This window comes from Thiomonas sp. DCM-2 (assembly GCF_056820905.1).
The window spans coordinates 1,350,099-1,375,651 of record NZ_CM165962.1 but is presented as its reverse complement, the minus strand read 5'-3'; the positions used below and the strand labels follow the sequence as shown (position 1 = coordinate 1,375,651).

Below are 25,553 nucleotides of genomic sequence, written 5' to 3'. Positions count from 1 at the left end.
GCCGCCTCGGCGGCACCTCTTCAGCGCCCGGGCCCTCCCGGGCGTTGTCGTTTGATCCCCCGCATTCAGGCGGGAAACGCACGAGCTGGGTCACGGAAAGGTCGTCTGCACAGTTCTGACTGAAGAAGCCGTGAGATATTTCACAGCCTGTCCGACGCAAAACCCGATCAAATAAGGGCTTGTGCCACCGACACTGGCCTTCCACAATCTGGTGGTCGTTTCATCCTTCCATCGACTCCACTGAGGTCAAGCATGTCTATCCGCAATTCCCGTACCAGTCTCTGGCGCATGGCCGTTGCCTCCTTCGCAGCGCTGCTGCTGGGGGCCTGCGCTGTGAACAACTACCCCCCAGCGCCCAGCAAGGTCAACCAGGAGGCCTATCACTACAAGGTCGGCGCGGGAGACACGCTCAATATCAACGTCTGGCGCAATCCGGACCTGTCGATGTCGATCCAGGTGCGCCCGGACGGAAAGATCTCCACGCCGCTGGCCCCGGATGTGCAGGCAGCAGGGCAGACGCCGGGCGAGATTGCCAAGGAAATCGAGACGCGACTGTCAAAATATGTGCGTGACCCGGTGGTTTCCGTCGTCGTGACGGGCTTTCATGGCCCGTACAACCAGCAGATCCGAATCGTCGGCCAGGCCGTACGCCCGACCGCCATTCCGTACCGCGAAAACATGACCCTGCTCGACGTGATGATCGCAGCCGGCGGCCTGACCGAATTTGCCGACGGCAATGCGGCCATCCTCGAGCGCCACGGCAAGACCTACAGCATCCGGCTCGGCGACCTGCTCAAGCGCGGCCAGATGTCGGCGAATGTGCCGGTCGAACCGGGCGACGTCATCATCATTCCGCAGAGCATGTTCTGACCTTGCCGCAACGCCCTCCTGAACCCACCGAACCGCCCCAGCCATGCAGACCAAAAGCCGCACCGTCCTCTTCGCGCTGACCCCGCTGGCTTTCTGCCTGCTGCAGGCAGGATCGGCTCATGGGCAAACCATCCCCGGGCTTAACACCACGGTGCCTGGCGGGGTGGGCCTTCCGCAGCAAATCAACGGCGGCGACACGCAGGGCGGTGGCCTTCTGGCACCTCTGGCCGGGGCAAGTGCCCCCACCGTTCCGCGCGGCAATTTTGTCCAGCCCACTCTCGGCATGTCCGTGGTGCAGACCAGCAATGCCTATTTCGGCACCGCCACACCGGCCAGGTCGGACACCATCATCAGCGTCACTCCAGGCATCGCGTTTCAGACCGAGGGCCCGGACCTGCGCACCTACGGCAACTTTGCGCTCAATGGGCAGTATTACGCCCGGGGCTCCTACAGCAATACGGTGCTGCCATCGGGCGTTTTGGGGCTGAGCGCCCGGCTGGTGGACCAGTGGCTGTATTTCGATGCGGGCATCACCTCGCAACAAAATGCCCTGCTCACCATCCCGACCCAGTCGACCGGAACGGCGACCTACACGACCACGCAGTATCGCGTCAGCCCCTATATCGACCATCGCTTCAATGACGATCTGCGGCTGCGGGCGCGCAGCGACAACATCTGGACGCGGATCAGCGGCAATCAGACGGGGCAGGCGCTGAGCAATGGCCGCTATGGCCTGCAGTCCGTCCAGCTGGATCGTCGCCCTACCCCGTTGGGCTGGGGTCTGGACGCCAGACAGGAAGAAACGGTTTACACCACGAGCGGGGCACTGACAGTGCGCGACGAGATTGTGCGTGCTCGCGGCCTTTATGCCTTCACACCACATGTCGAGGCCGGCCTCATTGGCGGCTACGAGCATTACTCCACGTCCTACGCCAGCCTCGGGCACAGCATTTACGGCGTGCAGGCCGACTGGCGGCCCAACGTGTTCACCCGGCTCGACGGCGTGGTCGAGCGGCGCTTCTTCGGCACGGGCTGGAACATCAATGCATCGCAGCAGATCCAGCGGCTCAGTCTGCGCATGAACTGGAATCGCGGCCCCTCGACCTTCCTGGCGGGCCTGCAGACCATCCCCTCGGGCGTGAGTCTGTCCACCCTGCTCGACGGCATGCTGGCGTCGCAATACCCTGACCCGACGGCGCGCGCGCGCGCCGTGCAAAATTTGCTGGCGGTCACCGGGTTGCCGTCCACCCTGCCCAACGCCATCAATTACTACACCCAGTCGGCAACCCTGCAAGACACCTTCACCGCAACGGCCGTGTTGCTGGCCGAGCGCAACAGCTACTCGGCATCCCTGTTCCATACCAAGACGCAGGACCTGGTTCTTCCGGGTTCGCCGCCCCTGAACAACCTGCTCATCGCCTCTGCCAACTATGTTCAGAACGGCATTGGGCTGAGCTATGGCCGACGCCTGAGTCCGGTGATGAGCCTGAACGTCGGCGTGCTGCGCGCGCTGAGCACCGGCTTTGGCCTCAACCAAGGCGTCAGCACCCGCCAGACCAGTTTCATCGTGCAGATCAATCGCCGGCTCTCCCCGCAGACCATCCTGGTGCTTGGCGCCCGCAGGCAGCTTCTCGACACCGCCAATACGGGCATCCTGAACGCCAACGAGTCGGCGATCTACGCGGGTCTGACGCATCAATTCTGATTCCGGCCATGTACGCAGCACACTTCGGCCTGAGCGCACCGCCTTTCCAGCTCAACCCAGACCCCAGCTTTCTGTTCGAGAGCAAGGGTCACAACTACGCCCATCAATACCTGCGCTTCGGCGCGATGCAGGGTGAGGGCTTCATCATCGTCACGGGCGAGATCGGTGCGGGCAAGACGACGCTGGTCCGCGCCCTTCTCAACGAGCTGGACCCTGCCAAGGTTGCCGCCGCACAGATCGTCAGTACCCAGCTCGAAGCCGACGACCTGCTGCGCGCGGTGGCAAACGCGTTTGGCATTCCGTCCAAGAACACTTCCAAGGCCGAACTGCTGGCCGCCATAGAAGCGCACTTCACCACCCTGATGCTGCAGAACAGACGTGCGCTGCTGGTCATCGACGAGGCGCAGAACCTCAACTCCGCAGCCATTGAAGAGCTGCGCATGCTGTCGAACTTTCAGTATGGCAACCGGGCTCTGCTGCAAAGCTATCTGGTCGGACAGCCGGAGTTGCGCGACGTGCTGCGCGCCCCCAATCTGGAGCAACTGCGTCAGCGCATCATCGCCAGTTGCCATATCGGGCCGATGGACGCCGACGAGACCCGCGCCTACATCCTCCATCGCCTCAAGCGGGTCGGATGGACCGGCAGGCCGCAGTTCGACGATGCGGCGTTCAATGCCGTTCACAACTGGACGGGCGGCTTGCCCAGGCGCATCAACATGCTGTGCAACCGCCTGCTGCTCTCCGCCTTTCTCGACAACACCGACCAGATCGACGCCCAGCGAGCCGATACCGTCGCCCGGGAAATCCGCGAGGAAATCGGTGGCCTGCTGCATCCGGCCGAACCCGCAGAGCCGCAGGCACCCACCATCACGGCCCCGGTTCACCGCCCTGGCTCCGCATCGCCTGCAACGCACGTCAAAGAGGACGACTCCACACCGGGCCTGCCCATTCTTCGCGATGTTGCCGAGGCCCTCACCCGCGCGCCCGCACCGCCCAAGCCGGGCGAGCCCGGGCCGCTGCTCTGCATCACCCAGTCACTGGAAGATCGCATTGCCCTGCAGCCCCTGATGCAGAAAATGAAGTCCCATTCCGGGCTGCCGCTGCCGCTCCTGGTCGGGCTGGAGCAACTCTCCACATCGGTCGTTGCCAGCGATGCGGCGCTCGCCGACATCGATCTGGCGCTGCTGCCGGACGCGCAGGATACCCAGCCCGGGCTGGCCGCCTGGGTGAACTGGCTCGACCAGATTTTCGCCACCTACCGTCCGGCGGCCGTCCTCACCTTCTCACACAGTGACGCCGCGCTGGCGGCCGGTCTGGTTGCCAAGCGGCAGGGCCGTTCTCTCGCGCACATCGAATCGGGTCTGCGCCACGGCCAGCGCGCAGACCCCGAGGAAATCGACCGCATCCTCATCGACCAGTTGGCCGATCTCCATCTGCTCATCGGCCCGGACTCCTCCGCGCCGCTGCTGCATGACGGCGTGCCGGCCGATTCGATCCGCGTGGTGGGCAATTTGCGAACCGACGCACTCATCCAGGCGCTGGGCAGTCTCCCTGACCCCCGGATCTTTGCCCCGGACATCGGCGTGCCCAAGACCTATCTCGCCAACACCCAGGGCTATGCCCTGCTGTTGCTGCAGGATACCGCGTGGGCCGCGTCACGCGAGAGGATGATCGACATGCTGGCCAATGCCAAGCGCCTCAGTCGCATCCTCCCCGTGATCTGGCCTGTGCCCGCGAACATTCACAGCCGCATGCTGCAGTACGGCCTGAACAATTCCCTGCGGGGCGCGCGTGTGGCCTGCGTGCCGGAACTCACCTACGGCCAGACCCTGGCGCTGCTCAAGCCGGCCACCTGTCTGCTGACCGACCGTCCCAATCTTCAGGACGCCAGCACCTATCTGGGCGTGCCCTGCCTGACCCTGAGCGAATACTGCGCCCGCAGCCAGACCATCCAGCTCGGCAGCAATCTGGTGGTCGGGCGTGATTTCCGGCGCATCTTCCAGGCCATGGGAGACATTCTGGAAGGCGACCAGACATTCCGCCAGAATCCGCTCGGCTGCGATGGAGGGGCTGCCGAGCGCATCGCCCAGACGCTGGAAACCTGGTTGATGACCCAATGGGAAAACCAGGTTCTCGAAACCCTGGAGGTTCAGGCATGATGCTTGCCCATCCCACCCCATTCACAGACTGCCCGCACGATGGACGGCTCGCGCCGCCCCTGCTCTCTTTCCGCAAGGCCATGCCATGAACGATTTGTTGCGCCCACTTTTCAACCTCCTGCCCGGCATGTGGGACAGGCGCTGGATCGGGCTGATCACGGCCTGGGTCGTGCTTGTTCTGGGCGGGGTCGGCGTGGCCCTGTTTCACGAGCGCTACATGGCCTCGGCGCGGGTCTATGTGGACACGCAGACCCTGCTCAAGCCGCTGATGCAGGGCCTCACGGTGCAGCCCAACATCGACGATCAGGTTGCCATGGTGGCGCGCACCCTGCTCGCCCGTCCCAACCTCGAGCGGCTGGTGCGCGAGAACAATCTCGCGCCCAACGACGGCAAGCCCGACGCGATGAACCGTGCCGTCGATCAGCTGTTCAAGAGCCTCAAGCTCAACATCAATGCCCGCGAAAACCTCTACAGTGTCAGCTATGCCAACCCCGACCCCAAGGTGGCGCTCCACGTGGTGAGCGATCTGGTCAACATGTTCCTCACCTCCGGCATCGGCGGCAAGCAGCAGGACACGCAGCAGGCGCTGAACTTTCTTGACGCCCAGGTGGCCGACTACGGCCGCCAGCTCAGCGCCGCCGAGCAGAAGCTCAAGGACTTCAAGACCGCTCACCCCGGCTACTCGGGGGCGGCGAATGTCGATTACTACACCCGCGTCAACCAGGCGTCCGACCAGCTCTCGCAAATGCAGGGGCAACTCAGTGCCGCCATCGCCGCGCGCAACGCCATCGCCGGCCAGATGCGCGGCGAGTCGCCCACCATCACGGTCACCTCACCCTACGTGGGGCCCGCTGCGGTCACCCCATCCGGCCAGACGGTTCCTGCGGATGTTCTTGACATCGAGCGCCAGATCCAGACCCAGCGCAACAGGCTCGACGACCTGCTTCAGCGCTACACCAACGACTATCCCGACGTCATCAGCGCCCGCCAGACCCTGGCCCGGCTGGAGGCGGAAAAGAAATCCCGTCTGAAGGCCGCTGCGGAGCACCCAGCCCAGGCTGCTGCGCAGGCTCCGACCAGCAATCTGCTCAGTACCGCCAACCCGGCCTATCAGCAGCTTCGCGTCCAGGTCGCCCAGGCCGACGCCAATGTGGCCTCGCTGCAGGCCCAGGTGGCCGAAGCGCAATCGCGGCTGAACCAGCTGCGCAGCCAGGCCGGACAGATGCCCGCGCTCGACCAGCAGTACGCCAGCCTGATGCGCGGCTATGACGTCATCCGCAAGAGCTACGACGACCTCGTCGCCCGCCGTCAGTCTGCAGGACTCACGCAAAGCGTGGACGCCTCGTCGCAGCTCGCGGTGTTCCGCGTGGTCGATCCGCCGCGGGTGGAACAGCACCCGCTGTTTCCCAGCAAGCCCATGCTGATCGCGCTGCTGGTAGTTTTCTCCCTGGTGTGTGGCGTGGTCGCCAGTTTCGTGGTGTCGCAAGTGATGCCGACCTTCCACAGCCCGCGCCACCTGCGCGAAACCATCGACCGGCCGGTGCTTGGCAGCATTTCCATGCTGAATTCGCCGGACGTGATCAGCCAGGACAGGAAGAACAATCTGAATCTGGCCCTCAGCGTTGCCGGCATCATCGTGATCGGTTTGCTCTGGGCCGTCTGGGCGCATTTCACCCGACTGGCGAGCGTTTAAGGGAACACCATGAGCACCATCGAACAAGCCGTCAAACGACTCGAGGAACTCCGCGCCGCCGGGGTGGACGTGCCCTGGGCCGCAACCCCAAACGCCGACAGCGCACCCGCGCCCGCGACAGCAGTACCGCAGCAATCGACCAGCGTGCGCCCGCTGCCGACGGCGGTCAAGCAGGCAGAACCGGCGCCGCAAGAGGCCAAGCCGCAGGACATGGGCACACGCTCCAAGCAGGTGGAGATCGACCTCAACAAGCTGGCAGCGCTGGGCTACATCGTGCCGCACGCGACCCGGTCCCTGCTGGTCGATGAGTTTCGCGTCATCAAGCGTCCGCTGCTGGGCAACATCACCGGGGCCGCCGCGGGCAAGATCGACCGGCCGAACCTCATCATGGTGACCAGTTCACTGCCTGGCGAGGGCAAGACCTTCGTTGCGGCCAACCTTGCCATGAGCATCGCCGCTGAACTCAACCACACCGTGCTGCTGGTCGATGCCGACCCCTCGCGCAGTTCCCTGCTCGAGCGGCTTGGCATCCCTCCTGCGCAGGGGCTGATCGACAAATTGCTCCACCCCGATCTCGATCTGTCCGATCTCATTCTGGCCACCAATGTGCCCAAGCTGGCGGTGCTGCCCGTGGGGACGTCCAACGCGCAGGCCACCGAGCTGTTTGCCAGCGCCTCGATGGACCTGCTGCTCGAAGAAATGGCGCACCGCTATCGCGACCGGGTCATCATCCTCGACGCCCCGCCGCTGCTGCCCTCGGCCGAGGCGCGCGCGCTGTCGCTGCATGCCGGTCAGATCCTGTTCGTGGTGCAGGCCGGACGCACCCACCAGGGCACGGTGCAGCAGTCCCTCGGCATCCTGCAGGATCACCCGATGGTCTACACCCTGCTCAACCAGAGCCGCGGGCCCAAGGCGGGGTCGCCTTACGGCTACTACGCATACTGAGTGACCCGGGGCGGTGCGACGCCTCCCTCGGAGCACCGACCTCCAGAGCGCCTCGTTCCCTCGGAATGCGGCGCTTTCATTTTTGTCAGATTGGTGAAAATTTCACGAAACAGGCGCCTGAATCGCCTTTCACCCCAAATCAGGGACTAGCCAATCGGGTTGCTGCGCAGTGCAATCCAGTCAAGAGAAAGTCGGTCGGACGGGGGGTTCGGCACGGTCTTTCCACACGACCAAGGTGGTCCTTGTGCGCAATCCAAACGACAGCGGCGTCCGCTCTCAGATGCGTCTGAGTGATCTTGCACCACGTGCAACTGCACAACAACGCACGCTGCAGCGCGACACGCTGAGGCTGCCCTCCGGCCCGGGAACTGCGGAACTGCAGAACGTCTGGATGGCCGCCGCCGCCATCGTGATGCAGCGCCTGTGCGGCACCGAACACGGGCTGCTGGTGCTGCCGCCGCAGGCTGCGCCGTCCTTTCTCGGCTGTGCCGCACAGGAGGTGGTGCAGCACGTCGTCGACCGCGCGCAGGCGCTCTGTGCAGACAATGCCCCAGACCAGGCCGCCGAATGGCCAGACCTCGACGCCATCGATCTCGTCTGGCTGTGCAGCGCAACGCAGGAATCCAGCGCGCTCGTGCAGTTTCCGTCTGCGCTGCTCCTCACACCCGGCACGCAAGAGGCAGCCTTGCACTGCGTTTGCAACGGCCCGTACCCGCAAGCATTCGTCCAGACTCTGCTGCGCACCATCCAGCACGCAGCGCAGGCCATCCGGACTGACCCCGCCCTGCGTGTCGATGACGTCGATCTGCTCGGTGCGGAGCAGCGCGGCGAGCTGCTGGCGCTCAATCCCGCCTGCCGCCCCGCGCCCGACGTGCCAAACGTCCCCGCCCGGTTTGATCAGAAGCGCGCCGCACACCCCGAAGCGCCCGCCGTGCGCTGGCCTGGCGGCCAGTGGAGCTATGCCCAACTGCACGCCAAGGCCCAAGCGGTTGCGGCCGCGCTGCAGGCGCAGGGCGTCGTCCCGGGCGATGTCGTCGCACTCGCGCTCGACCGCAGCCCGGCGTCCATCGCCGCCCTGCTTGGCGTGCTGATGGCGGGCGCCGCCTATCTGCCCATCGATCCCAAGTTTCCCGCCGAGCGTGTGGCGTTCATGCTGCACGACGCGGAGGCGCGGCTCGCCATCCACCAGCCCGGCACCGCGCATCTCTTCACCGCATCGCTGCCCGCCTTCGATCTTCACACCCTGCTGGACCACGCCGCCACTGCACCGCAGTCGGGCCGCGCTGACAGTCCGAGCACGCCCGAGTCCATCGCCTATGTGATGTACACCTCTGGCTCCACCGGCGCGCCCAAGGGCATTGCCATTCCGCACCGCGCCATCCTGCGTCTGGTGCTCGGCGCCAGCTTCATGCAACTGGATGCGCAGACCGTCATGCTGCACGCTGCTCCGCTGGGCTTCGACGCCTCCACGCTGGAGATCTGGGGCACGTTGCTGAACGGCGGCTGCTGCGTACTGCATGACGAAGTCATCCCCACCGGCCCGGGCATCGCCCGCAGCATTGCCACGCAGGGCGTGAACAGCGCCTGGCTCACCGCCGCGCTGTTCAACGCCATCATCGATGACGACCCGGCCTGGCTGCGCGGCCTGACCCAGTTGCTCACTGGCGGCGAGGCGTTGTCAGTCGCTCATGTGCGCCGCGCCCTGAACACGCTGCCCGACACCGCGCTGATCAATGGCTATGGCCCCACCGAGTGCACCACCTTCACCGCCACCTACCGCATCCCCCACGACCTGCCGCCGGACACAATTTCCATCCCCATCGGCCAACCCATCCAGGACACGCATGTGCTGGTCTGCAGCGCCAGCGGTGAACTGCTGCCGCGCGGCATGGTGGGCGAGCTGTGCGTGGGCGGACGCGGCGTGGCGGGCGGTTACCTCAACCGGCCCGATCTGAGCGCCGAGCGTTTCATTGCCGACCCACTGAACCCGCAGGGCAGGCTCTACCGCACGGGCGACCTCGTGCGCTGGCGGCCCGACGGCGCGCTCGAGTTTGTAGGCCGTGCGGACGGTCAGATCAAGATTCGCGGCTACCGCATCGAGCTTGGAGAGATCGAGTCCGCGCTGGCCGCGCAGCCCGGCGTGCAGGCCTGCGCCGTGGCCGCTCATCAACATGCCGCGCTCGGCCCGCAGCTCGTCGGCTATGTCGTGCCGCAGCCCGGCGCGGCATTGCGCGCAGAGGCCCTGCTCCCCGCCCTCACCGCCCGCCTGCCCGACTACATGGTGCCCGCGCACCTCATGGTTCTGGAGCGCCTGCCCGTCACCCTCAACGGCAAGCTCGACCGCAAGGCCCTGCCCGCGCCACCGCGCGCCGCCACAGGCAACCAGGCGGCCCACAGCGCGCCTGCCGGACATGCCCAGCAGGTTGCCGCCGTCTTCGCCGAAGTGCTCGGTCTGGATCATGTCGAGACTTCCGACAACTTCTTTGCCCTCGGCGGCAATTCCCTGCTGGTGCTGCGCGCGCTGGCCATGCTGCGCCAGCGCGGGCATGGCGAGCTCAGCGTGGCCGCCTTCTTTGGCGACCCGACTCCGCGCGGCATTGCCGCGCAGATCGACGGCCACGTGGGCATTGCCGCCAACCGGCTGACCGCAACGCACCGCAACCCGGACCATGCGAACACCTTGCGCGACGCACCCATTGCCCTCATCGGCATGGCCGGGCGCTTTCCCGGCGCGCCCACCATCGAGGCCTTCTGGAACCTGCTGGAGCAGGGGCAGGAGGGCATCCGCTTCTTCCGCCCTGATGAGCTCGACGCCAGCATTCCCGCCGCGCTGCGCGCCGATCCGGCCTATGTGCCCGCGCGCGGCGTGCTGCAGGGCGTGACCGAGTTCGACGCGGCCTTCTTCGGCATCAGCCCGCTCGAAGCCGAGCTGATGGACCCGCAGCAGCGCGTGTTTCTGGAGCTGTGCTGGGAATGCATGGAGCGCGCTGGCCATGTGCCGGGCCAGACGACCACCCCGGTCGGCGTGTTTGCCGGCATGTACAACGCCACCTACTTTCAGCGCCATGTCAGCGCCCATCCCGACAAGGTGCAGCGGCTTGGCGAATTCCAGGTGATGCTGGCCAACGAGAAGGACTACATCGCCACCCGCACCGCCAACCGGCTCGATCTCACCGGCCCAGCAGTGAGCGTGCACACCGGCTGCTCCACCTCGCTGGTGGCCATTGGCGTCGCGGTGGACAGCCTGCGCGCTGGCCAGTGCGGCATGGCGCTGGCCGGCGGCAGCTCGATCACCTGCCCGCCCAACAGCGGCTATCTCTACCAGGAAGGGGCAATGCTCTCGCCCGACGGCCATACCCGCACCTTTGACGTGAACGCGCAGGGCACCGTCTTCTCCGACGGCGCGGCCGTGGTGCTGCTCAAGCCGCTGGCCGATGCGCTGGCCGACGGCGACACCATTCACGCCGTCATCCGCAGCGTGGCGATCAACAACGACGGCGGCAACAAGGCCAGTTTCACCGCGCCCAGCCTGGACGGGCAGGCCGCAGTGGCCGCCAGCGCAATGGCCGCCGCCGCAGTGCAGCCACAAGACATCAGCTATGTGGAGACCCACGGCACCGCCACACCGCTGGGCGACCCGGTCGAGGTGCAGGCACTCACCCGGGCGTTTCGCCTCGGCACGGCGCAAACCGGGTTTTGCCGCATCGGTTCGGCCAAGAGCAATGTCGGGCATACCGTCATCGCCGCAGGCGCCACCGGGGTCATCAAGACGGCCCTGGCACTGCAGCACGAGCGCATTCCCGCCACCCTGCACTTCACCGCGCCCAACCCCAAGCTCGGGCTGGACGCTTCACCCTTCACCGTCAACGACCGCCTCACCCCCTGGCCGCGCGGCAACAGGCCCAGGCTGGCCGCGGTCAACTGCGCTGGAGTCGGCGGCACCAACGCCCACGCCATCCTGGAAGAAGCGCCGCTGCGTGCGCCCAGCCCACCGGCGCAGGGGCCGTTCATCCTGCGGCTCTCCACCCGCAGCGCCAGCGCGCTGAGCAACGCCGCCGAGCAACTTGCTGCGCATCTGGCCGCCCATCCCGACACGCCGCTGGGCGACGCTGCCTATACCTTGCGCGTCGGTCGCAAGGCCTTCGGCCACCGCCTCAGCGTCGTTGCCAGCGACGCGTCGGAGGCCATCGCCGCCTTGCGCGACGCGCAGGCTCCGCAGCGTGCGCAGCGCCAGACGCCCGCCGCACCGTCCCCCATCGCCCTGCTGTTTCCCGGCCAGGGCGCGCAGTACGGCGCGATGGGCAGCGGCCTTTACGCCGCGCTGCCCGAGTTCCGCGAGGCGCTCGACGCCGCACTCGCCGCCTTCGCGCCGCATACCGCTTTTGATCTCAAGGCCCTGCTGTTCGGCGGCGACGCCGCCGCGCTGCAGGCCACCGCCGTCACCCAGCCCGCCACCTTCTGCATCGAATACGCGCTGGCGCAATGGTGGCTGCAACGCGGGCTGCAGCCCAGTGCGCTCATCGGCCATTCGGTGGGCGAATTCGTCGCCGCGGTCCTTGCCGGGGTGTTCAGCCTGGAAGACGCCGCCGCGCTGGTGGCGCTGCGCGGCCAGCTCATGCAGGCCCAGCCCGCTGGTGCCATGCTGTCGGTGCGGCTGTCGGCGCAGGCCCTTCAGCCCCATCTCACGGACGCGCTCGATCTCGCCGGAGAAAACGGCCCGCAGGCCAGCGTGGTGGCGGGTTCGTTCGAGGCCATCGCTCGGCTGCAGGCGCGGCTGGATGCACAGGGCATCGTCAGCCGCCCGCTGCAGACCTCGCACGCCTTCCATTCCGCCATGATGGATGCGGCGCTCGCCCCGTTCGAGGCCGCGGTGCGTGCCGTGCCGCGTTCGGCGCCGCAGCGCACCATCGTCTCCACCCGCACCGGCCAGGTGCTCACCACCGAGCAGGCCACCGACCCCGCCTACTGGGCCAGGCATCTGCGCGACACCGTGCGCTTTTCCAGCGCGGTGCAGACCGCGCTGGGCATGCAGCCCCATCTGGTCAGCATCGAATGCGGCCCGCGCGGCACGCTCAGCACCCTGGTGCGCCAGCATGCGCGCGCAGGCCAGCCCGCGCCCATCGCCCTGCCCAGCCTGCACGACACCGCCGACAGCGAGTTGCGCCAGCTCGCCAGCGCAGTGGGCCAACTGTGGACGCTGGGGCACGACATTCCCTGGTTTGACGCCGCAGAAACGCGCCAGCGCATCGTGCTGCCCACCTATCCGTTCGAGCGCAAACGCTGCTGGCTGGACGCCGCAGCACCGGCCAGCGCGCCGCCCGAAGCGGCGCCCCAGTGCGCATCCCCCATTGCCGCCACCTTGGCCTCTCCCACCGAACAGACCGCCGCCATGACCCAAGCCGCCACCTCCCGCCTGCCCGCGCTGATCGCCCGCCTCAACGCCCTGTTCGAGGACAGCTCCGGCATTGAACTTGCCGAGACCGACCCCACCGCCGCCTTCGTCGAGCTCGGTCTGGACTCGCTCACCCTCACCCAGGCCGCGCTGCAGATCAAGAAAGACTTTGCCCTGCCCATCACCTTCCGCGACCTGATGGAGCGCTACCGCAGCGTGGACGCGCTCGCGCGGCATATCGACAGCCAGCTTCCGCCCGAGCTTGCCGCACCCGCAGCCCCTGCCGCCCCGCAAACCACACCGCCGCAAGCCCCGCCCGCACAGGCGCTTGCACAACCCGCTGGAGCCGCCATGTCCCAAGCCGCCCCCGCCGTCATGTCCCAACCCGCTCCCCTGAACGTGGCAGCCAATGCGCCCTTCATGCAGCAGCTCATCGCCCAGCAGATGCAGCTCATGGCGCAACAGCTCGCCCTGCTGGGCGGCGCGCCCACGGGGTTCAGCGCCCCCGCCGTGGCCGCAGCGCAGACCGCGCCCGCGCCTGTGCAAACCGCAGCACCGGAAGCAATCGCCGCACCGGCTGCCATGCCATCCGCCGCCAGCGCGCCGCTTGCTGAAGATGAAAGCCCCACCGCCAACGCCCGGTACGACGTCAAAAAAGCCTTCGGCGCCATCGCCCGCATCCACACCACGCCCACCGGAACACTCAGCAGCCGACAGCAGGCGCGGCTTGACGCCTTCATGCGCCGCTATATCGAGCGCACCAAGGCGTCCAAGGCCTACACCGTGCGCCACCGCCCGCATCTGGCAGACCCGCGCGTGGTCAACGGCTTCCGTCCGCAACTCAAAGAGATCATTTATCAGATCGTCATCGCCCGCTCCGCCGGTTGCCACATGTGGGACCTCGACGGCAACCAGTACGTCGACGCCCTCAGCGGCTTCGGCATGAGCCTGTTCGGCTGGCAGCCGCCGTTCATCCTGGACGCCGTGCGCAAGCAGCTCGACGACGGCTACGACATCGGCCCGCAGCATCCGCTGGCCGGCGAGGTGGCCGAGTTGATCTGCGAACTCACCGGCGCCGACCGCGCCGCGCTGTGCAACACCGGCTCCGAGGCCGTGATGGGCGCGGTGCGCATCGCCCGCACCGTCACCGGCCGCAGCAAAATCGCCATCTTCGCCGGCGCCTATCACGGCATCTTCGACGAAGTCATCGTGCGCGGCACCAAGAAAGGCCGCTCCATTCCCGCCGCGCCGGGCATCATGCCCAACACCTCCGAGAACGTGGTCGTGTTCGACTACGGCACGCCGGAAACCCTGTCCGCGCTCAAAGACCGCATGGACGAATTCGCCGCCATCGTGGTCGAGCCGGTGCAAAGCCGCCGCCCCGATTTCCAGCCCCGCGAATTCCTCCACGCCCTGCGCGACCTCACCGCGCAGGCCGGCACCCTGCTCATCTTCGACGAAGTGGTCACCGGCTTCCGCTCGCACCCTGGCGGCATCCAGGCGCTGTTCGACATCCGCGCCGATCTGGTGAGCTACGGCAAGGTGGTCGGCGGCGGCTTTCCGATCGGCGTCATCGCCGGCAAGCGGCAATACATGGACGCGCTCGATGGCGGCCAATGGCAATACGGCGACGACTCGGTGCCCACCGTCGGCGTGACCTACTTTGCCGGCACCTTCGTGCGCCACCCCCTCGCCCTGGCCGCGGCCAAGGCCGTGCTGCTGCACCTCAAGGCCGCAGGCCCCGAACTGCAGCACACCCTCACCACCTCCACCGCCGCCATGGTGGACGAACTCAACGCCTACTGCCGCGAAGTGGGCGCCCCCATCGTCCTCAAATCGTTCTCCTCGGTGTGGAAAATCTTTTTCACCGAAGACCACCCCATGCAGGACCTGCTGTTTGCCATGATGCGCAGCCGCGGCGTGCACATCCTCGACAACTTCCCCTGCTTTCTCACCACCGCCCACACCCCGCAAGACATCGCCGTCATCAAGACCGCGTTCAAGGAAGCCGTGGCCGAACTGCAGGAAGCCGACTTCATTCCACGCCACGCCGATGCCGCCCCCGCGGCCTTCGACGCCGCCCGCCCGCCCGTGCCCGGGGCGCGCATCGGCAAAGACCCCAGCGGCAACCCCGCCTGGTTCGTCCCCAACCCCGCGCAGCCGGGCAAATACCTCCGCCTCGACGCATGACCATGGACACCCACACCCCTGCCGCCGCGACCGAGGTCGACTACGACCCCTTCGCCGAATCCGCCCCCGTCGCCCGCGTGGTGCCCACCACCGAGGCGCAACGCGAAATCTGGCTCGCCTGCCAGCTCGGCGGTGACGCCACGCTGGCGTACAACGAGTCGGTCACTTTGCACCTGCGGGGCGCCGTCGACCTGCAAAACCTCAGCGCCGCGGTGCGCAGCCTCACCGACCGGCACGACGCGCTGCGCGCCACGGTAAGCGCCGATGGCCAGCAGTTGCTCATCGCAGAGCATCTCGCGCTCGACATCCCCGTGGACGATCTGCGCGGACTCACTGCCGAACAGCGCGACAGCGCCCTGCGCGACGCCGCGTCTCAAGCGGTTGCGCAGCCGTTCGATCTCCAGCGCGGGCCGCTGTGTCGTGCCCGCCTGCTGCAACTGGCCGACGACCACATCGCCCTGCTGCTCACCGCGCACCACATCGTCTGCGACGGCTGGTCGTTCGGCGTGCTCGTCAATGAACTCGGTGCCCTCTATTCAGCACGCCAAGGAGATGCGCCAGAGCCAGACGCGCCCGCCAGCTTCGCCGCCTTTGCCCAGGCGCTGACCGCGCGCCAAGACACCGAGGACCATCGTGCCGACGAGGCGTACTGGCTCGAGCAATACAGCAGCGTGCCCGCCGCGCTGGAGCTTGCCTGCGACCACACTCGCCCCGCCACCCGGGTGTTCACCTCCCGGCGAGTCGATCATGTCCTGCCCGCTGACCTGGTGGCTGCCGTTCGCCAGCTCGGCGCCCAATCCGGCGCCAGCCTGTTCTCGACCCTGCTCTGCACCTTCGGCGCGCTGCTGCAACGGCTTTCCGGCAGCAACGACGTGGTCGTGGGCGTTCCCGCCGCCGGGCAAACCCTGCCGGGCTTCGAGACCGTGGTCGGTCACGGCGTCAACCTGCTGCCCGTGCGCCTGCGTCCCGACCCCGCGGCCCCGCTGTCGCAAACGCTGCCCGCGGTGCAGTCCGCCGTGCTCGATGCCTTCGAGCACCAGCATTACACCTTCGGCACCCTGTTGCAAAAACTGCTGATCGAGCGCGACCCGTCGCGCGTGCCGCTCGCCCCGGTGATGTTCAACCTGGATCAGGCCATCGATCTGCGCAGCTTCGGCCACCTGCAGGTCAGCGTGACGTCCAACCCGCGCCAGGCGGAGAACTTCGAGCTGTTCGTCAACGCCGTGCCGCAAAACGATGGCAGCCTGCGGTTCGAATGCCAATACGCCGCCGCATTGTTCGACGACGCCACCGTGCGCCGCTGGCTGGCGAGCTACCAAACGCTGCTGACGCATCTGTGTGCGACGCCCGAGCGCGCTCTGGGCGACATCGACATCGTCACCGACGCAGACCGGCAGCAGCTCGCGCGCCTGAACGCCACCGCATCGCCTTTGCCGCCAGGACTGCTGCTGCACCAGCTTCTGCATGCCCAGGCGGTGCGCACGCCCGACGCCACCGCGCTGGTCTGCGCGGACACCGCGCTGACCTATGCCGAGCTGTGGGCGCAGGCGCACCGCATTGCGCATGCGCTGCGCGCACGCGGCGTGCGCCGCGGCTGTCGCGTCGGCCTTTGCCTGCCCCGCGATGCCGACATGGTGCCCGCCTTGCTTGGCGTGCTGGTCGCAGGCGCGGGCTATGTGCCCCTCGACCCGAGCTTTCCCGCCGCGCGGCTGGCCGACATGGCAGGCGATGCCGACCTCGCCCTGCTGATCGCCAAATCGACCACTGCCAACGCCCTGGCCTGGCCGCGCGAGCAAAGCCTGTGGCTCGATGCGGACGCCGCCGACATCGCCACCCAGCCTGATACTGCACCCCAGCCAGACACACAGCGCGACGCCACCCCCGATGCGCTCGCCTACATGATTTACACGTCTGGCTCCACAGGCAAGCCCAAGGGCGTGATGCTGCCGCACCGCGCCGTGGTCAACTTTTTGCTGGCCGCGATGCAGCGGCCCGGTCTCGAGGCGGGCGACATGCTGCTGGCGGTCACCACGCTGTCGTTCGACATCGCGGTGCTCGAGCTCATGCTGCCGCTCGCCGTAGGCGCCACCGTGCTGCTGGCCACCAGGGAGCAGACTGCCGACGGCCATGCCCTGCGCGACCTGCTCGAGCGCCTGCCGGTCACTGCGCTGCAGGCCACGCCAAGCACCTGGCGCCTGCTGATGGGCGCGGGCTGGGAAGGCCGCCGCCTGCTCAAGGCGCTGGTGGGCGGTGAACCCCTGCCCGCCGATCTCGCGGTGCAATTGCAGCGGCATTGCGGCGAAGTGTGGAATATGTACGGCCCGACCGAGACCACCGTGTGGTCAAGCTGCTGGCGGGTTCAGGGCGACGGCGCGGACATCGCCATCGGCACGCCGCTGGCAAACACCCAGGTCTGGGTGCTCGATCCGCGGGGCAACCCATGCCCCATCGGCGTGCCCGGTGAAATCCACATCGGCGGAGCCAGCGTGGCACTGGGCTACTGGAAGCGCGACGCGCTGACCGCCGAGCGCTTCGTCCCCGATCCGTTTTCTGCCGAGCCCGGCGCCCGCATGTACCGCACCGGCGACCGCGGCCGCTGGCGCAACGACGGCCAGCTCGAACACCTCGGACGGCTGGATTTCCAGGTCAAGCTGCGCGGCTTCCGCATCGAACTCGGCGACATCGAGTCGCACCTGACGCAGCATCCCGGCGTGGCGCAGGCCGTTGCGCTGGTGCGCGAAGACACACCGGGCGATGCGCGGCTCATCGCCTATATCGTGTCACCCGCTGGCCATGCCGCCCCCTCCGCGGCAGAGCTGCGCACGCACCTGTCCACCAGCCTGCCCGCCTACATGGTGCCGCAGCACTTCATCCCACTGCAGGCATTGCCGCTGCTGCCCAACGGCAAGATCGACCGCAAGAAGCTGCCCTCACCTCAGCCCCAAGAGGCTGGGGCGGAGGCAGAGCGCGTCGCTCCACGCAATGCAACCGAGCAAGCTGTGGTTGACATCATGGAAAGAGTGCTCAAACTCCCTGCAATGAGCGTGCACGACGACTTTTTCGCCATGGGTGGGCATTCCCTGCTGGCCGCGCAACTCGTCGCACAACTCAGCAAACGATTCGATCTTCATCTGCCGTTTCGTCTGGTGTTTGAAGCGTCTACAGCCGAGCGACTGGCGCAGGACATTGAGCAACGTCGGCTTGGCAGCACCGCCAAACGGATCGCTTTGCGCCACGATCCATCCCGCAAGATCGCCCCACTGACTGCGCAGCAGCAACGCATCGCGTTCATGGAGGAACTCTACCCAGGCCGAGTGACCTACAACACGCCTTCGGCGCATCGCTTGCGCGGCTCTTTTGATCGTGCCGCATTTGAGGAGTCCTTGCGCGCCATGGTGCGCAAACAACCGGCATTGCGCACGATCATCCAAAAGACAGACGAGGGGCCGATCCAGAAAATTTTCGATGAAGTAGAGATTTCCATTCCCTTCGAAGACCTCAGCGCAATTCCCGATACCGAGCGCGAAGCTGCCCTGATGCAACGACTGCAGGCGATTGTCGATCAGCCCATCGACATTCACACCGCACCGCTGTTCCGAGCAGCATTGTTCCGGTTGGGGCCGCTGGAACATGCCTTTTTGTTCATGCCGCATCACATCATCTGGGACGGCTGGTCGTTCGATCTGCTCTACACCGAATTGGCGCAGGAATATGCGGCACGCACCACAGGGGCGACCACATCGCAATCGCCCCTACCCGCCAGTTACGCAGACTATGCCCATTGGCAGGCAGAGTGGATGCAAAGCGACATGTTTCACCAACAGTTGCGGTCCTGGAATTCCCATATCAACAGCCTGCCGGTTCCCAAAGCTCCGAACACCGACAAGCCACGCACCCCTGGCATGACTGGGGAAGGCGCTTCAGCCTGGGTGAAGATCGACAAGGCCACCACCGAATCTCTGCGCGGTATTGCATGCGCGGCAGACATCACGATGACCATGCTTGCGCTGGGCATTTATGCCGCCATGATGGCTCAGGTCGCAGGTAGCCAGACGATTTGCATAGGCGTCCCTGTGCGCGGGCGAACCCTGGCGGAAGTCGAATCCGTCATGGGTTTTTTCAACAACCTCGTGCCCATCCAGTTGCAGATCGACCCCGAAGAATCCGTCAATTCGCTCCTGGGACGGGTCAAACAAGAATTTCTCAGTGGACTGAACTATCAGGACATCCCATTCGAGCGTCTGGCAATGGAAGCCGAGATGGTGGCGCGCTCAAAGCGGGTCGGTCTCTATCAGGCATTGTTCTCCTTCCAGGACGCCCGCGAGCGCACACGTCAATGGGGTGAACTCACCCAAAGCGGCATCCTTATCTTCCAGAAGGGCGCCACGGAAGACCTCGGACTATGGCTCATGGAAGTGCCAGGCGGGCTTGAAGGCGGAATGACCTATAACGCGGACATCTATACCGCGACAACCGCAGAAACTCTGCGGTCGCGGTTTCTCGAACTCGTGCAGAGACTGATTGCCAAGCCAGACCAGACTGTGCGCGAATTGCTTGATCAGTCCACGTCGGCCGCCGCGAAAGCCCTTGCACATCTGGCTTCGTCAGACACACCTGAGCGAATGGAAAGGCAACAGCGCAAACCCGCGCCGAACACCCGTGCCCTCAGCGCGACAGAACAAACGCTTGCCGACATCTGGGCTTCGCTGCTGGGCATCCCAGCGCATGACATCAAACCCCAGGACAACTACTTCGATCTGGGGGGCGATTCAATGACTGCACTGCAAGTCATCGCCCTGCTGCACGAACGCACTGGTTTGCGCGCGAACGCGCGACTTCTGGTGTTTGAAACGTTCGAACAGTTTGCGCGCAAGCTCGATGCCGCAGTGCCAGATGCGCCAGTGCAGAAGCAAAAAGCCGGGCTGGTCAAGCGGCTGTTCGGCAGCCTGTCCCGCAACGCCTGAACCCGGCCTACCCCCGCCCCGCCGCCTCCACCCCCTGATTGGCGAGCTGGTCGGCCAGTTCGTTGCCGGGGTCGCCGGTGTGGCCGCGCACCCAGGCCCAGCGCAGGGTGTGGGGTGCGGCGGCTTGTTCCAGGCGCTGCCAGAGGTCGACGTTTTTCACCGGTTTCTTGTCGGCCGTGGTCCAGCCGCGTCGCTTCCAGCCCACGATCCATTCGGTCATGCCCTTGAGCACATACTGCGAGTCGGTATGCAGCAGCACCCGGCTGGGACGCTTGAGGGCTTCGAGCGCCTGAATCGCAGCCATCAGCTCCATGCGATTGTTGGTGGTTTGCTGCTCGCCGCCGAACAGGGTTTTTTGGTGTGCGCCGCTGCGCAGCACCACGCCCCAGCCGCCGGGGCCAGGGTTGCCTTTGCAGGCGCCGTCTGTGTAGATGATGATGTCGGTGTCGGATTCGGTGGTCATGGGGGTCAATCTGTTTTTGCCCGGCGCTGGGCCACGGGCTGCAGCGCCACGGCGCGGCGCTTGGTGCGCATGTGCACCTTGCCAACCAGGCGCATGGCGGGCACGCGCTTGATGGCGGCCAAAAAATACACCGCGCCGAACACCGGCCACCAGCGGTCGCCCGCCTTGTCCATGAAGCGCCAGCGATGCAGCCACAGCGGCGAGCACAGCGCCGGCCGGTAGCAGCCGAAGCGGCCCTGGGTGACCTCAAAGCTGAGCAGCCGCAGCCAGTCGCGCACACGGCGCGGGGCAAGAAATTCGCCGTGCTGCGGCAGATACCAGCCGCCGCCCACGCGCCCGAACTGCTGGCGCACACCCCACAGGCTCCAGGTGTTGAAGCCGCTGATCACCACTTGCCCGCCGGGCATGAGCACGCGGTCCACTTCGCGCAGGCAGGCGTGCGGGTCGTCCACCCACTCCAGGGTGTGTGGCAGCACCACCAGATCGAGCGACTGGGCCGGAAAGGGCAGCGCGGTGAAATCGCACTGCAGGTGTTCGACATGGATGGCATGCGGATCGGCAGGCACGGGTTCTGGCGGTTGCTGGGCGCTTTCGGCCGCCACGCCCACGGCATCGACCAGCCCGGGCTCGGCGTACACCGGCTCGCCGCCGTAGTGCTCAGGCAACAGGCAGGCGGGACGCACGCCCGGCAGATCCAGCCGCACCTGTTCGGCATCGTCCAGCGCCAGCCAGCGGTGGGGCATGCGGTTGTGCGACAGCCCTTGCAAGGCCGGGTTGCCCAGTTGCAGCGCGTGATAGCCGAAAATGTCGCTCACCACCCGGTCGATCTGCGCCTGCTCCCAGGCCAGCGCGTAGCGGCCAGGCGGCGTCTGCAGCCAGTGCTGCAAGCCCATCGCGGGCCACAGATCGGAGTCACCATGCATACAGAAGCGCTTGCTGCCTTTCGGGATAACTACATCTGGTTGATCCGGCCCGAAGCGGACGATCCGCGCACCCTGGTGGTCGATCCCGGGGATGCCGCGCCGGTCATCGACGCCCTGGAACGGGAAGGACGAGAACTGCGCGGCATTCTAGTCACCCACCACCACAGCGATCATGTGGGCGGCATCGCGGAGTTGCTGCGCTGGCAGGCGGGCAGGCAGCCCGGCACGCAGGTTCCGGTGTGGGGGCCGGCGGCGGAACACATCCCCGGCCGCACCCATGCGCTGCAGCACGGCGATGTGTTCTCGCCGCAAGGCTGGGCGCAGCGCTTTGCGGTCATCGCGGTGCCCGGCCACACCCTCGGCCACATCGCCTACTTCGTGACCTCTCCCGAGCCGGACACGCCACCTGCGCTGTTCTGCGGCGACACGCTGTTTTCCGCCGGATGCGGACGCCTGTTCGAAGGAAGCCCGGCGCAGATGCTCGACTCCCTGAACAAACTGTCGCAACTCCCTGAAAATACGACAGTAAATTGTGCCCACGAGTACACCCTCTCTAATCTACAATTCGCCCGTGCTGCAGATCCCTCGAACACGTGGGTCGTGGCGCATCAGGCCCGGTGCCTGGCCCTGCGCGCGCAGGGCCAGCCCACGCTGCCCAGCAGCATCGGCCTGGAGAAATGCATCAATCCGTTTCTGCGCACCGCACAACCCGGGGTGGTGCAGGCGCTGGAACGGCACAGGGGCCACAAGCCCGAGGATGCAGTGCAGGCCCTGGCCTGGCTGCGTGAGTGGAAGAACAATTTCAAGGGATAAGAACCGATGCGGCAACTGAGACGACTGCGATTTTGGGCTCTGGGTGCAATGGTCGCCATGGCCGCCGGATGTGCCACCGTCCCTCCCCCGGAAAAAGCTGCCGCAGTCGTTCCCCCGCCAAGCAGCGCGTCTTCTCCCTCCACCGCCTCCGCCGCCCCCGGCACCCCGCTTACCGCAGTCACCGTCTCCAGCAGCAGCGTCACCCCCACCGAGCAAACCGCGCTGCAGGACGACACCAAGGACATCACCCCACAATACAGCGACATCTGGCAGCGTATCCGTGCCGGTTTCGCCATTCCCGACATGGACAGCCCGCTGGTGGACCAGGCCGCGCAGTGGTATGTCACCCGCCCCGACTACGTGGCCCGCATGACCGAGCGTGCGCGCAAATATCTCTACTACACCGTGCAGGAAGTGCAAAAGCGCGGCATGCCCACCGAGTTGGCGCTGCTGCCCTTCATTGAAAGTGCCTACAACCCCGACGCCAAGTCGGTGGCGCACGCCGTGGGCATGTGGCAGTTCATTCCGTCCACCGGCAAGCACTACAACCTGAAGCAGAACATGTTCCAGGACGACCGCCGCAGTGTGCTGGCCTCGACCAACGCCGCGCTCGATTACCTGCAGAACCTCTACAACATGTTCGGCAACTGGCAGATCGCGCTGGCGGCGTACAACTGGGGGGAAGGCAGCGTGCAGCGCGCCATTGCCTACAACAAGGCGCACAACCTGCCGGTCGATTATCAAGATTTGCGCATGCCCAATGAAACCCGCAACTACTACCCCAAGCTGCAGGCGGTGAAAGACATCATCTCCAACCCGGCCAAGTATGGCATCACCCTGCCCGACATCCCCGACCATCCCTACTTCAAGGCGGTGACCATTACCCGCGACATCGACGTGTCACTGGCCGCCAAGCTCGCCGGCATGACCACCGAAGAGTTCCGCTCGCTCAACCCCGCCTATACCAAGCCGGTCATTCTGGGCGCCACCAACCCGCGCATCCTCATGCCCTACGACAACGCCACACACTTTGCGCAGGCGCTGCAGGCCTACAACGGCGCCCTGTCCACCTGGACGGCCTACACCGTCAAGGCCACGATGTCGCCGCAGCAGCTGGCCCACAACCTGGGCGTCAGCGAAGCGATGCTGCGCGACACCAATGACATTCCGGCGCGCCAGCTCATCAAGGCGGGCTCCACCGTGCTCATTCCCAAGGCCGATGACGACAGCAACAAGAATGTGAGTGTCGCCGTGGCGGAAAACGCCGTGCTGGCGCTGGCGCCCGAGGCGCCCCCGGGCCGCCGCCTGGTGCTGCGCGTGGGCAAGTATGGCGATTCGGTGGAACGCGTGGCGCATCGCTATCACCTGAGCCCGCTGCAGGTGGCGCAGTGGAACCGCACCACCGAGCGCGGCACGTTCCGCAAGGGCCAGTTCGTCACGATTTACGTCACCCACACTCCGCGCATCTTTGTTGCCGAGCGCAAGGACGACAAGCGGCCGATGGTGGCCGAGCGCAAGACGGACAAGCGCCGCATGGTGGCCGAGCGCAGGCCGCAGACCAAGCGCCGCGAGATCGTGCACCGGCCTGTCAGGGTGGCGGAACGTCAGCGGGTCAACAGCAAGGAACTGCACTACAGCGTGCAGACCCGCGACAGGCATCCGCTGTATCTGGCCAAGCAGTGAGGTCAGTGCGGCTGGGGCGGGCGTGAACCTGCCGGGTTCAGATCACCCCGTCCTGGCGTAGCGCGGCAACCTGCGCCGCGTCCAATCCCAATTCAGCAAGAACCGCATCGGTGTGCGCGCCCAGCGCCGGACCGAGCCAGCGCGTGGCGCCGGGCGTGGCCGAAAGCCTGGGCGCGGGCGCGGGCAGATCGACCGGCGTGCCGTCTGCCAGGGTGTGCGGCTCGATCATGCCGCGGGCACGGAACTGCGGATCGGCCACCACATCCGCGATGCTGTAGATGCGCGTGGCCGGCACCTCGGCGGCGCGCATGGCCTGCACAATGGCGTCGGGCTCCTGCTGCGCGGCCCAGGCCTGAATGGCAGCGTCGATGTCGTCGGCCCGCGCCATGCGGCCCGGGTTGCGCGCCAGGCCTGGATCGTCGGCCATGTCGGCGCGGCCGATGGCCAGCATCAGGCGCTTGAAAATCGCATCGCCATTGCCGGAAATCTGCACCCACTCGCCGCCCTTGCTGCGGTAGACATTCGATGGCGTGATGCCCGGAATGCTGGTGCCGGTGCGCTGGCGCACCGTGCCGTCGTAGCTGTATTCCATCAGCGTGCTCTCCATCATGTTGAACACGCTCTCGGTCAGCGCCACATCGACCACCTGGCCCTCGCCGCCGTGCCTGCCGTCCCAGCGTCCACCTGTGGCATCGCGGTGGCGCAGGGCGATGAGCGCGCCCATCACCGCATGCAGCGCGGCAATCGAGTCGCCCAGCGACAGATTGGCGCGCATCGGCGGGCGGTCCGGGTCGCCGGTGACATAGCGCATGCCGCCCATCGCCTCGGCAATCGCGCCAAAGCCGGGCTGCAGGTGCATCGGCCCGGTCTGACCAAAGCCAGAGATGCGCACCATCACCAGACTGGGGTTGACCGCGCGCAGTGCATCCCAGCCCAGGCCGAGCTTTTCCAGCGCGCCCGGCCGCATGTTCTCCACCACGACATCGGCGCGCGCGGCCAGTTGCAACACCAGATCGCGCCCCTGCGGATGCTTGAGGTTGACCGTGATGCAGCGCTTGTTGCGCGCCTGCGCCGTCCACCACAGCGACTCGCCCTTGTGCAGCTTGCGCCAGCTGCGCAGCGGGTCGCCGCCGGGGTCGTCGCCGCGCGCGGGCGACTCGATCTTGATCACATCGGCGCCGAACTCGGCCATGAGCCGCGTGGCAAACGGCCCGGCAATCAGGCTGCCCAGCTCAATCACGCGCAGACCGCCCAGCGCGCCGCTTGGCTTGGAAGTCGCGATGTCATCCATAGAACGGGGCAAACAGCAGGGCAATGTTGATCAACACTGCGAACGACCACACCAACGAACGCAGCGAGGCCCTGTCGTTCAGATAGCACCACAGATACGCCGCGCGCAGCACCAGCCAGGCCACGAGCAGACCGTTGACCAGTGGCAGCGGCGCTTTCAGAAAAAGCGCGAACAAGGCCGCGGCAAACAGAAACGGCAGCGCCTCGAAGCTGTTGGCCTGCGCGGCATTCGCCCGGCGGCGGCGCGGGTCGGTCTGGCGCTCCAGCCAGAGCCGGGGTTCGTTGTTGTCGTAGCGGTTTTCCGTGGAACGAAACGTGCCCGACTTGGCCATGCCGGCCGCGACGATGGGCAGTTGCGAAGCGATGAGCAGCAAAACAGCGGTGAGCAGCATGAGGTGTCCTGGATCGGCGGAGTGCACAGGATACAAAAGCCGAGGGCCGACGTCTGTCGGCCCTCGGCAAC

13 protein-coding genes are annotated in these 25,553 nt (G+C 66.4%); 9 read left to right on the top strand and 4 right to left on the bottom strand.

What is annotated here, in order from left to right; genetic code table 11:
- Nucleotides 1-252 precede the first annotated feature (252 nt).
- The 7 genes from AC1ZQA_RS06575 (at nucleotide 253) to AC1ZQA_RS06545 (ending at nucleotide 19,918) form a co-directional block, all read left to right on the top strand.
- Nucleotides 253-870 carry an XrtA/PEP-CTERM system exopolysaccharide export protein gene (locus AC1ZQA_RS06575; protein WP_482679006.1) on the top strand — a complete coding sequence of 206 codons (618 nt, stop codon included), beginning with the start codon at nucleotides 253-255 and terminating at the stop codon, nucleotides 868-870.
- A 43-nt stretch (nucleotides 871-913) separates the two neighbouring features.
- Complete coding sequence (locus AC1ZQA_RS06570) at nucleotides 914-2,575, top strand: TIGR03016 family PEP-CTERM system-associated outer membrane protein (protein ID WP_482679005.1); 1,662 nt, start codon at nucleotides 914-916, stop codon at nucleotides 2,573-2,575.
- 8 nt (nucleotides 2,576-2,583) lie between these two features.
- Nucleotides 2,584-4,734 carry an XrtA/PEP-CTERM system-associated ATPase gene (locus tag AC1ZQA_RS06565; RefSeq protein WP_482679004.1) on the top strand — a complete coding sequence of 717 codons (2,151 nt, stop codon included), beginning with the start codon at nucleotides 2,584-2,586 and terminating at the stop codon, nucleotides 4,732-4,734.
- A gap of 85 nt (nucleotides 4,735-4,819) precedes the next feature.
- A complete protein-coding gene (locus AC1ZQA_RS06560; RefSeq protein WP_482679003.1) occupies nucleotides 4,820-6,427 on the top strand; it encodes an XrtA system polysaccharide chain length determinant in 1,608 nt (535 codons plus the stop codon).
- Nucleotides 6,428-6,436: 9 nt separating this feature from the next.
- Nucleotides 6,437-7,372 carry an XrtA-associated tyrosine autokinase gene (locus AC1ZQA_RS06555; RefSeq protein ID WP_482679002.1) on the top strand — a complete coding sequence of 312 codons (936 nt, stop codon included), beginning with the start codon at nucleotides 6,437-6,439 and terminating at the stop codon, nucleotides 7,370-7,372.
- A gap of 280 nt (nucleotides 7,373-7,652) precedes the next feature.
- Nucleotides 7,653-14,954, top strand: a complete 7,302-nt coding sequence (locus tag AC1ZQA_RS06550) for an amino acid adenylation domain-containing protein (protein ID WP_482679001.1) — start codon at nucleotides 7,653-7,655, stop codon at nucleotides 14,952-14,954.
- Nucleotides 14,951-19,918: an amino acid adenylation domain-containing protein gene (locus AC1ZQA_RS06545; protein WP_482679000.1), complete on the top strand. Its 4,968-nt coding sequence runs from the start codon at nucleotides 14,951-14,953 to the stop codon at nucleotides 19,916-19,918. Before AC1ZQA_RS06550 ends, AC1ZQA_RS06545 begins: the two co-directional genes overlap by 4 nt.
- Nucleotides 19,919-19,925: 7 nt before the next feature.
- On the opposite strand, the gene rnhA is transcribed toward AC1ZQA_RS06545, so the two are convergent.
- Both rnhA and AC1ZQA_RS06535 read right to left on the bottom strand, forming a co-directional pair.
- Nucleotides 19,926-20,381 (bottom strand): ribonuclease HI, encoded by a 456-nt coding sequence (gene rnhA, locus AC1ZQA_RS06540; protein WP_482678999.1) that lies wholly within the window; start codon nucleotides 20,379-20,381, stop codon nucleotides 19,926-19,928.
- A gap of 5 nt (nucleotides 20,382-20,386) precedes the next feature.
- A complete protein-coding gene (locus AC1ZQA_RS06535) occupies nucleotides 20,387-21,274 on the bottom strand; it encodes a class I SAM-dependent methyltransferase (RefSeq protein WP_482679286.1) in 888 nt (295 codons plus the stop codon).
- Between the two features lie 24 nt (nucleotides 21,275-21,298).
- Here AC1ZQA_RS06535 and gloB point away from each other — a divergent pair, with 24 nt between their 5' ends.
- Both gloB and AC1ZQA_RS06525 read left to right on the top strand, forming a co-directional pair.
- Nucleotides 21,299-22,117 carry a hydroxyacylglutathione hydrolase gene (gloB, locus tag AC1ZQA_RS06530; RefSeq protein ID WP_482678998.1) on the top strand — a complete coding sequence of 273 codons (819 nt, stop codon included), beginning with the start codon at nucleotides 21,299-21,301 and terminating at the stop codon, nucleotides 22,115-22,117.
- 57 nt (nucleotides 22,118-22,174) lie between these two features.
- Nucleotides 22,175-23,800 (top strand): transglycosylase SLT domain-containing protein, encoded by a 1,626-nt coding sequence (locus AC1ZQA_RS06525; RefSeq protein WP_482678997.1) that lies wholly within the window; start codon nucleotides 22,175-22,177, stop codon nucleotides 23,798-23,800.
- Between the two features lie 37 nt (nucleotides 23,801-23,837).
- On the opposite strand, the gene AC1ZQA_RS06520 is transcribed toward AC1ZQA_RS06525, so the two are convergent.
- Both AC1ZQA_RS06520 and AC1ZQA_RS06515 read right to left on the bottom strand, forming a co-directional pair.
- Nucleotides 23,838-25,091 carry a CaiB/BaiF CoA transferase family protein gene (locus AC1ZQA_RS06520; RefSeq protein ID WP_482678996.1) on the bottom strand — a complete coding sequence of 418 codons (1,254 nt, stop codon included), beginning with the start codon at nucleotides 25,089-25,091 and terminating at the stop codon, nucleotides 23,838-23,840.
- Nucleotides 25,084-25,482 carry an MAPEG family protein gene (locus AC1ZQA_RS06515; protein ID WP_482678995.1) on the bottom strand — a complete coding sequence of 133 codons (399 nt, stop codon included), beginning with the start codon at nucleotides 25,480-25,482 and terminating at the stop codon, nucleotides 25,084-25,086. The genes AC1ZQA_RS06520 and AC1ZQA_RS06515 overlap by 8 nt, the downstream gene beginning before the upstream one ends.
- Nucleotides 25,483-25,553: the final 71 nt, after the last annotated feature.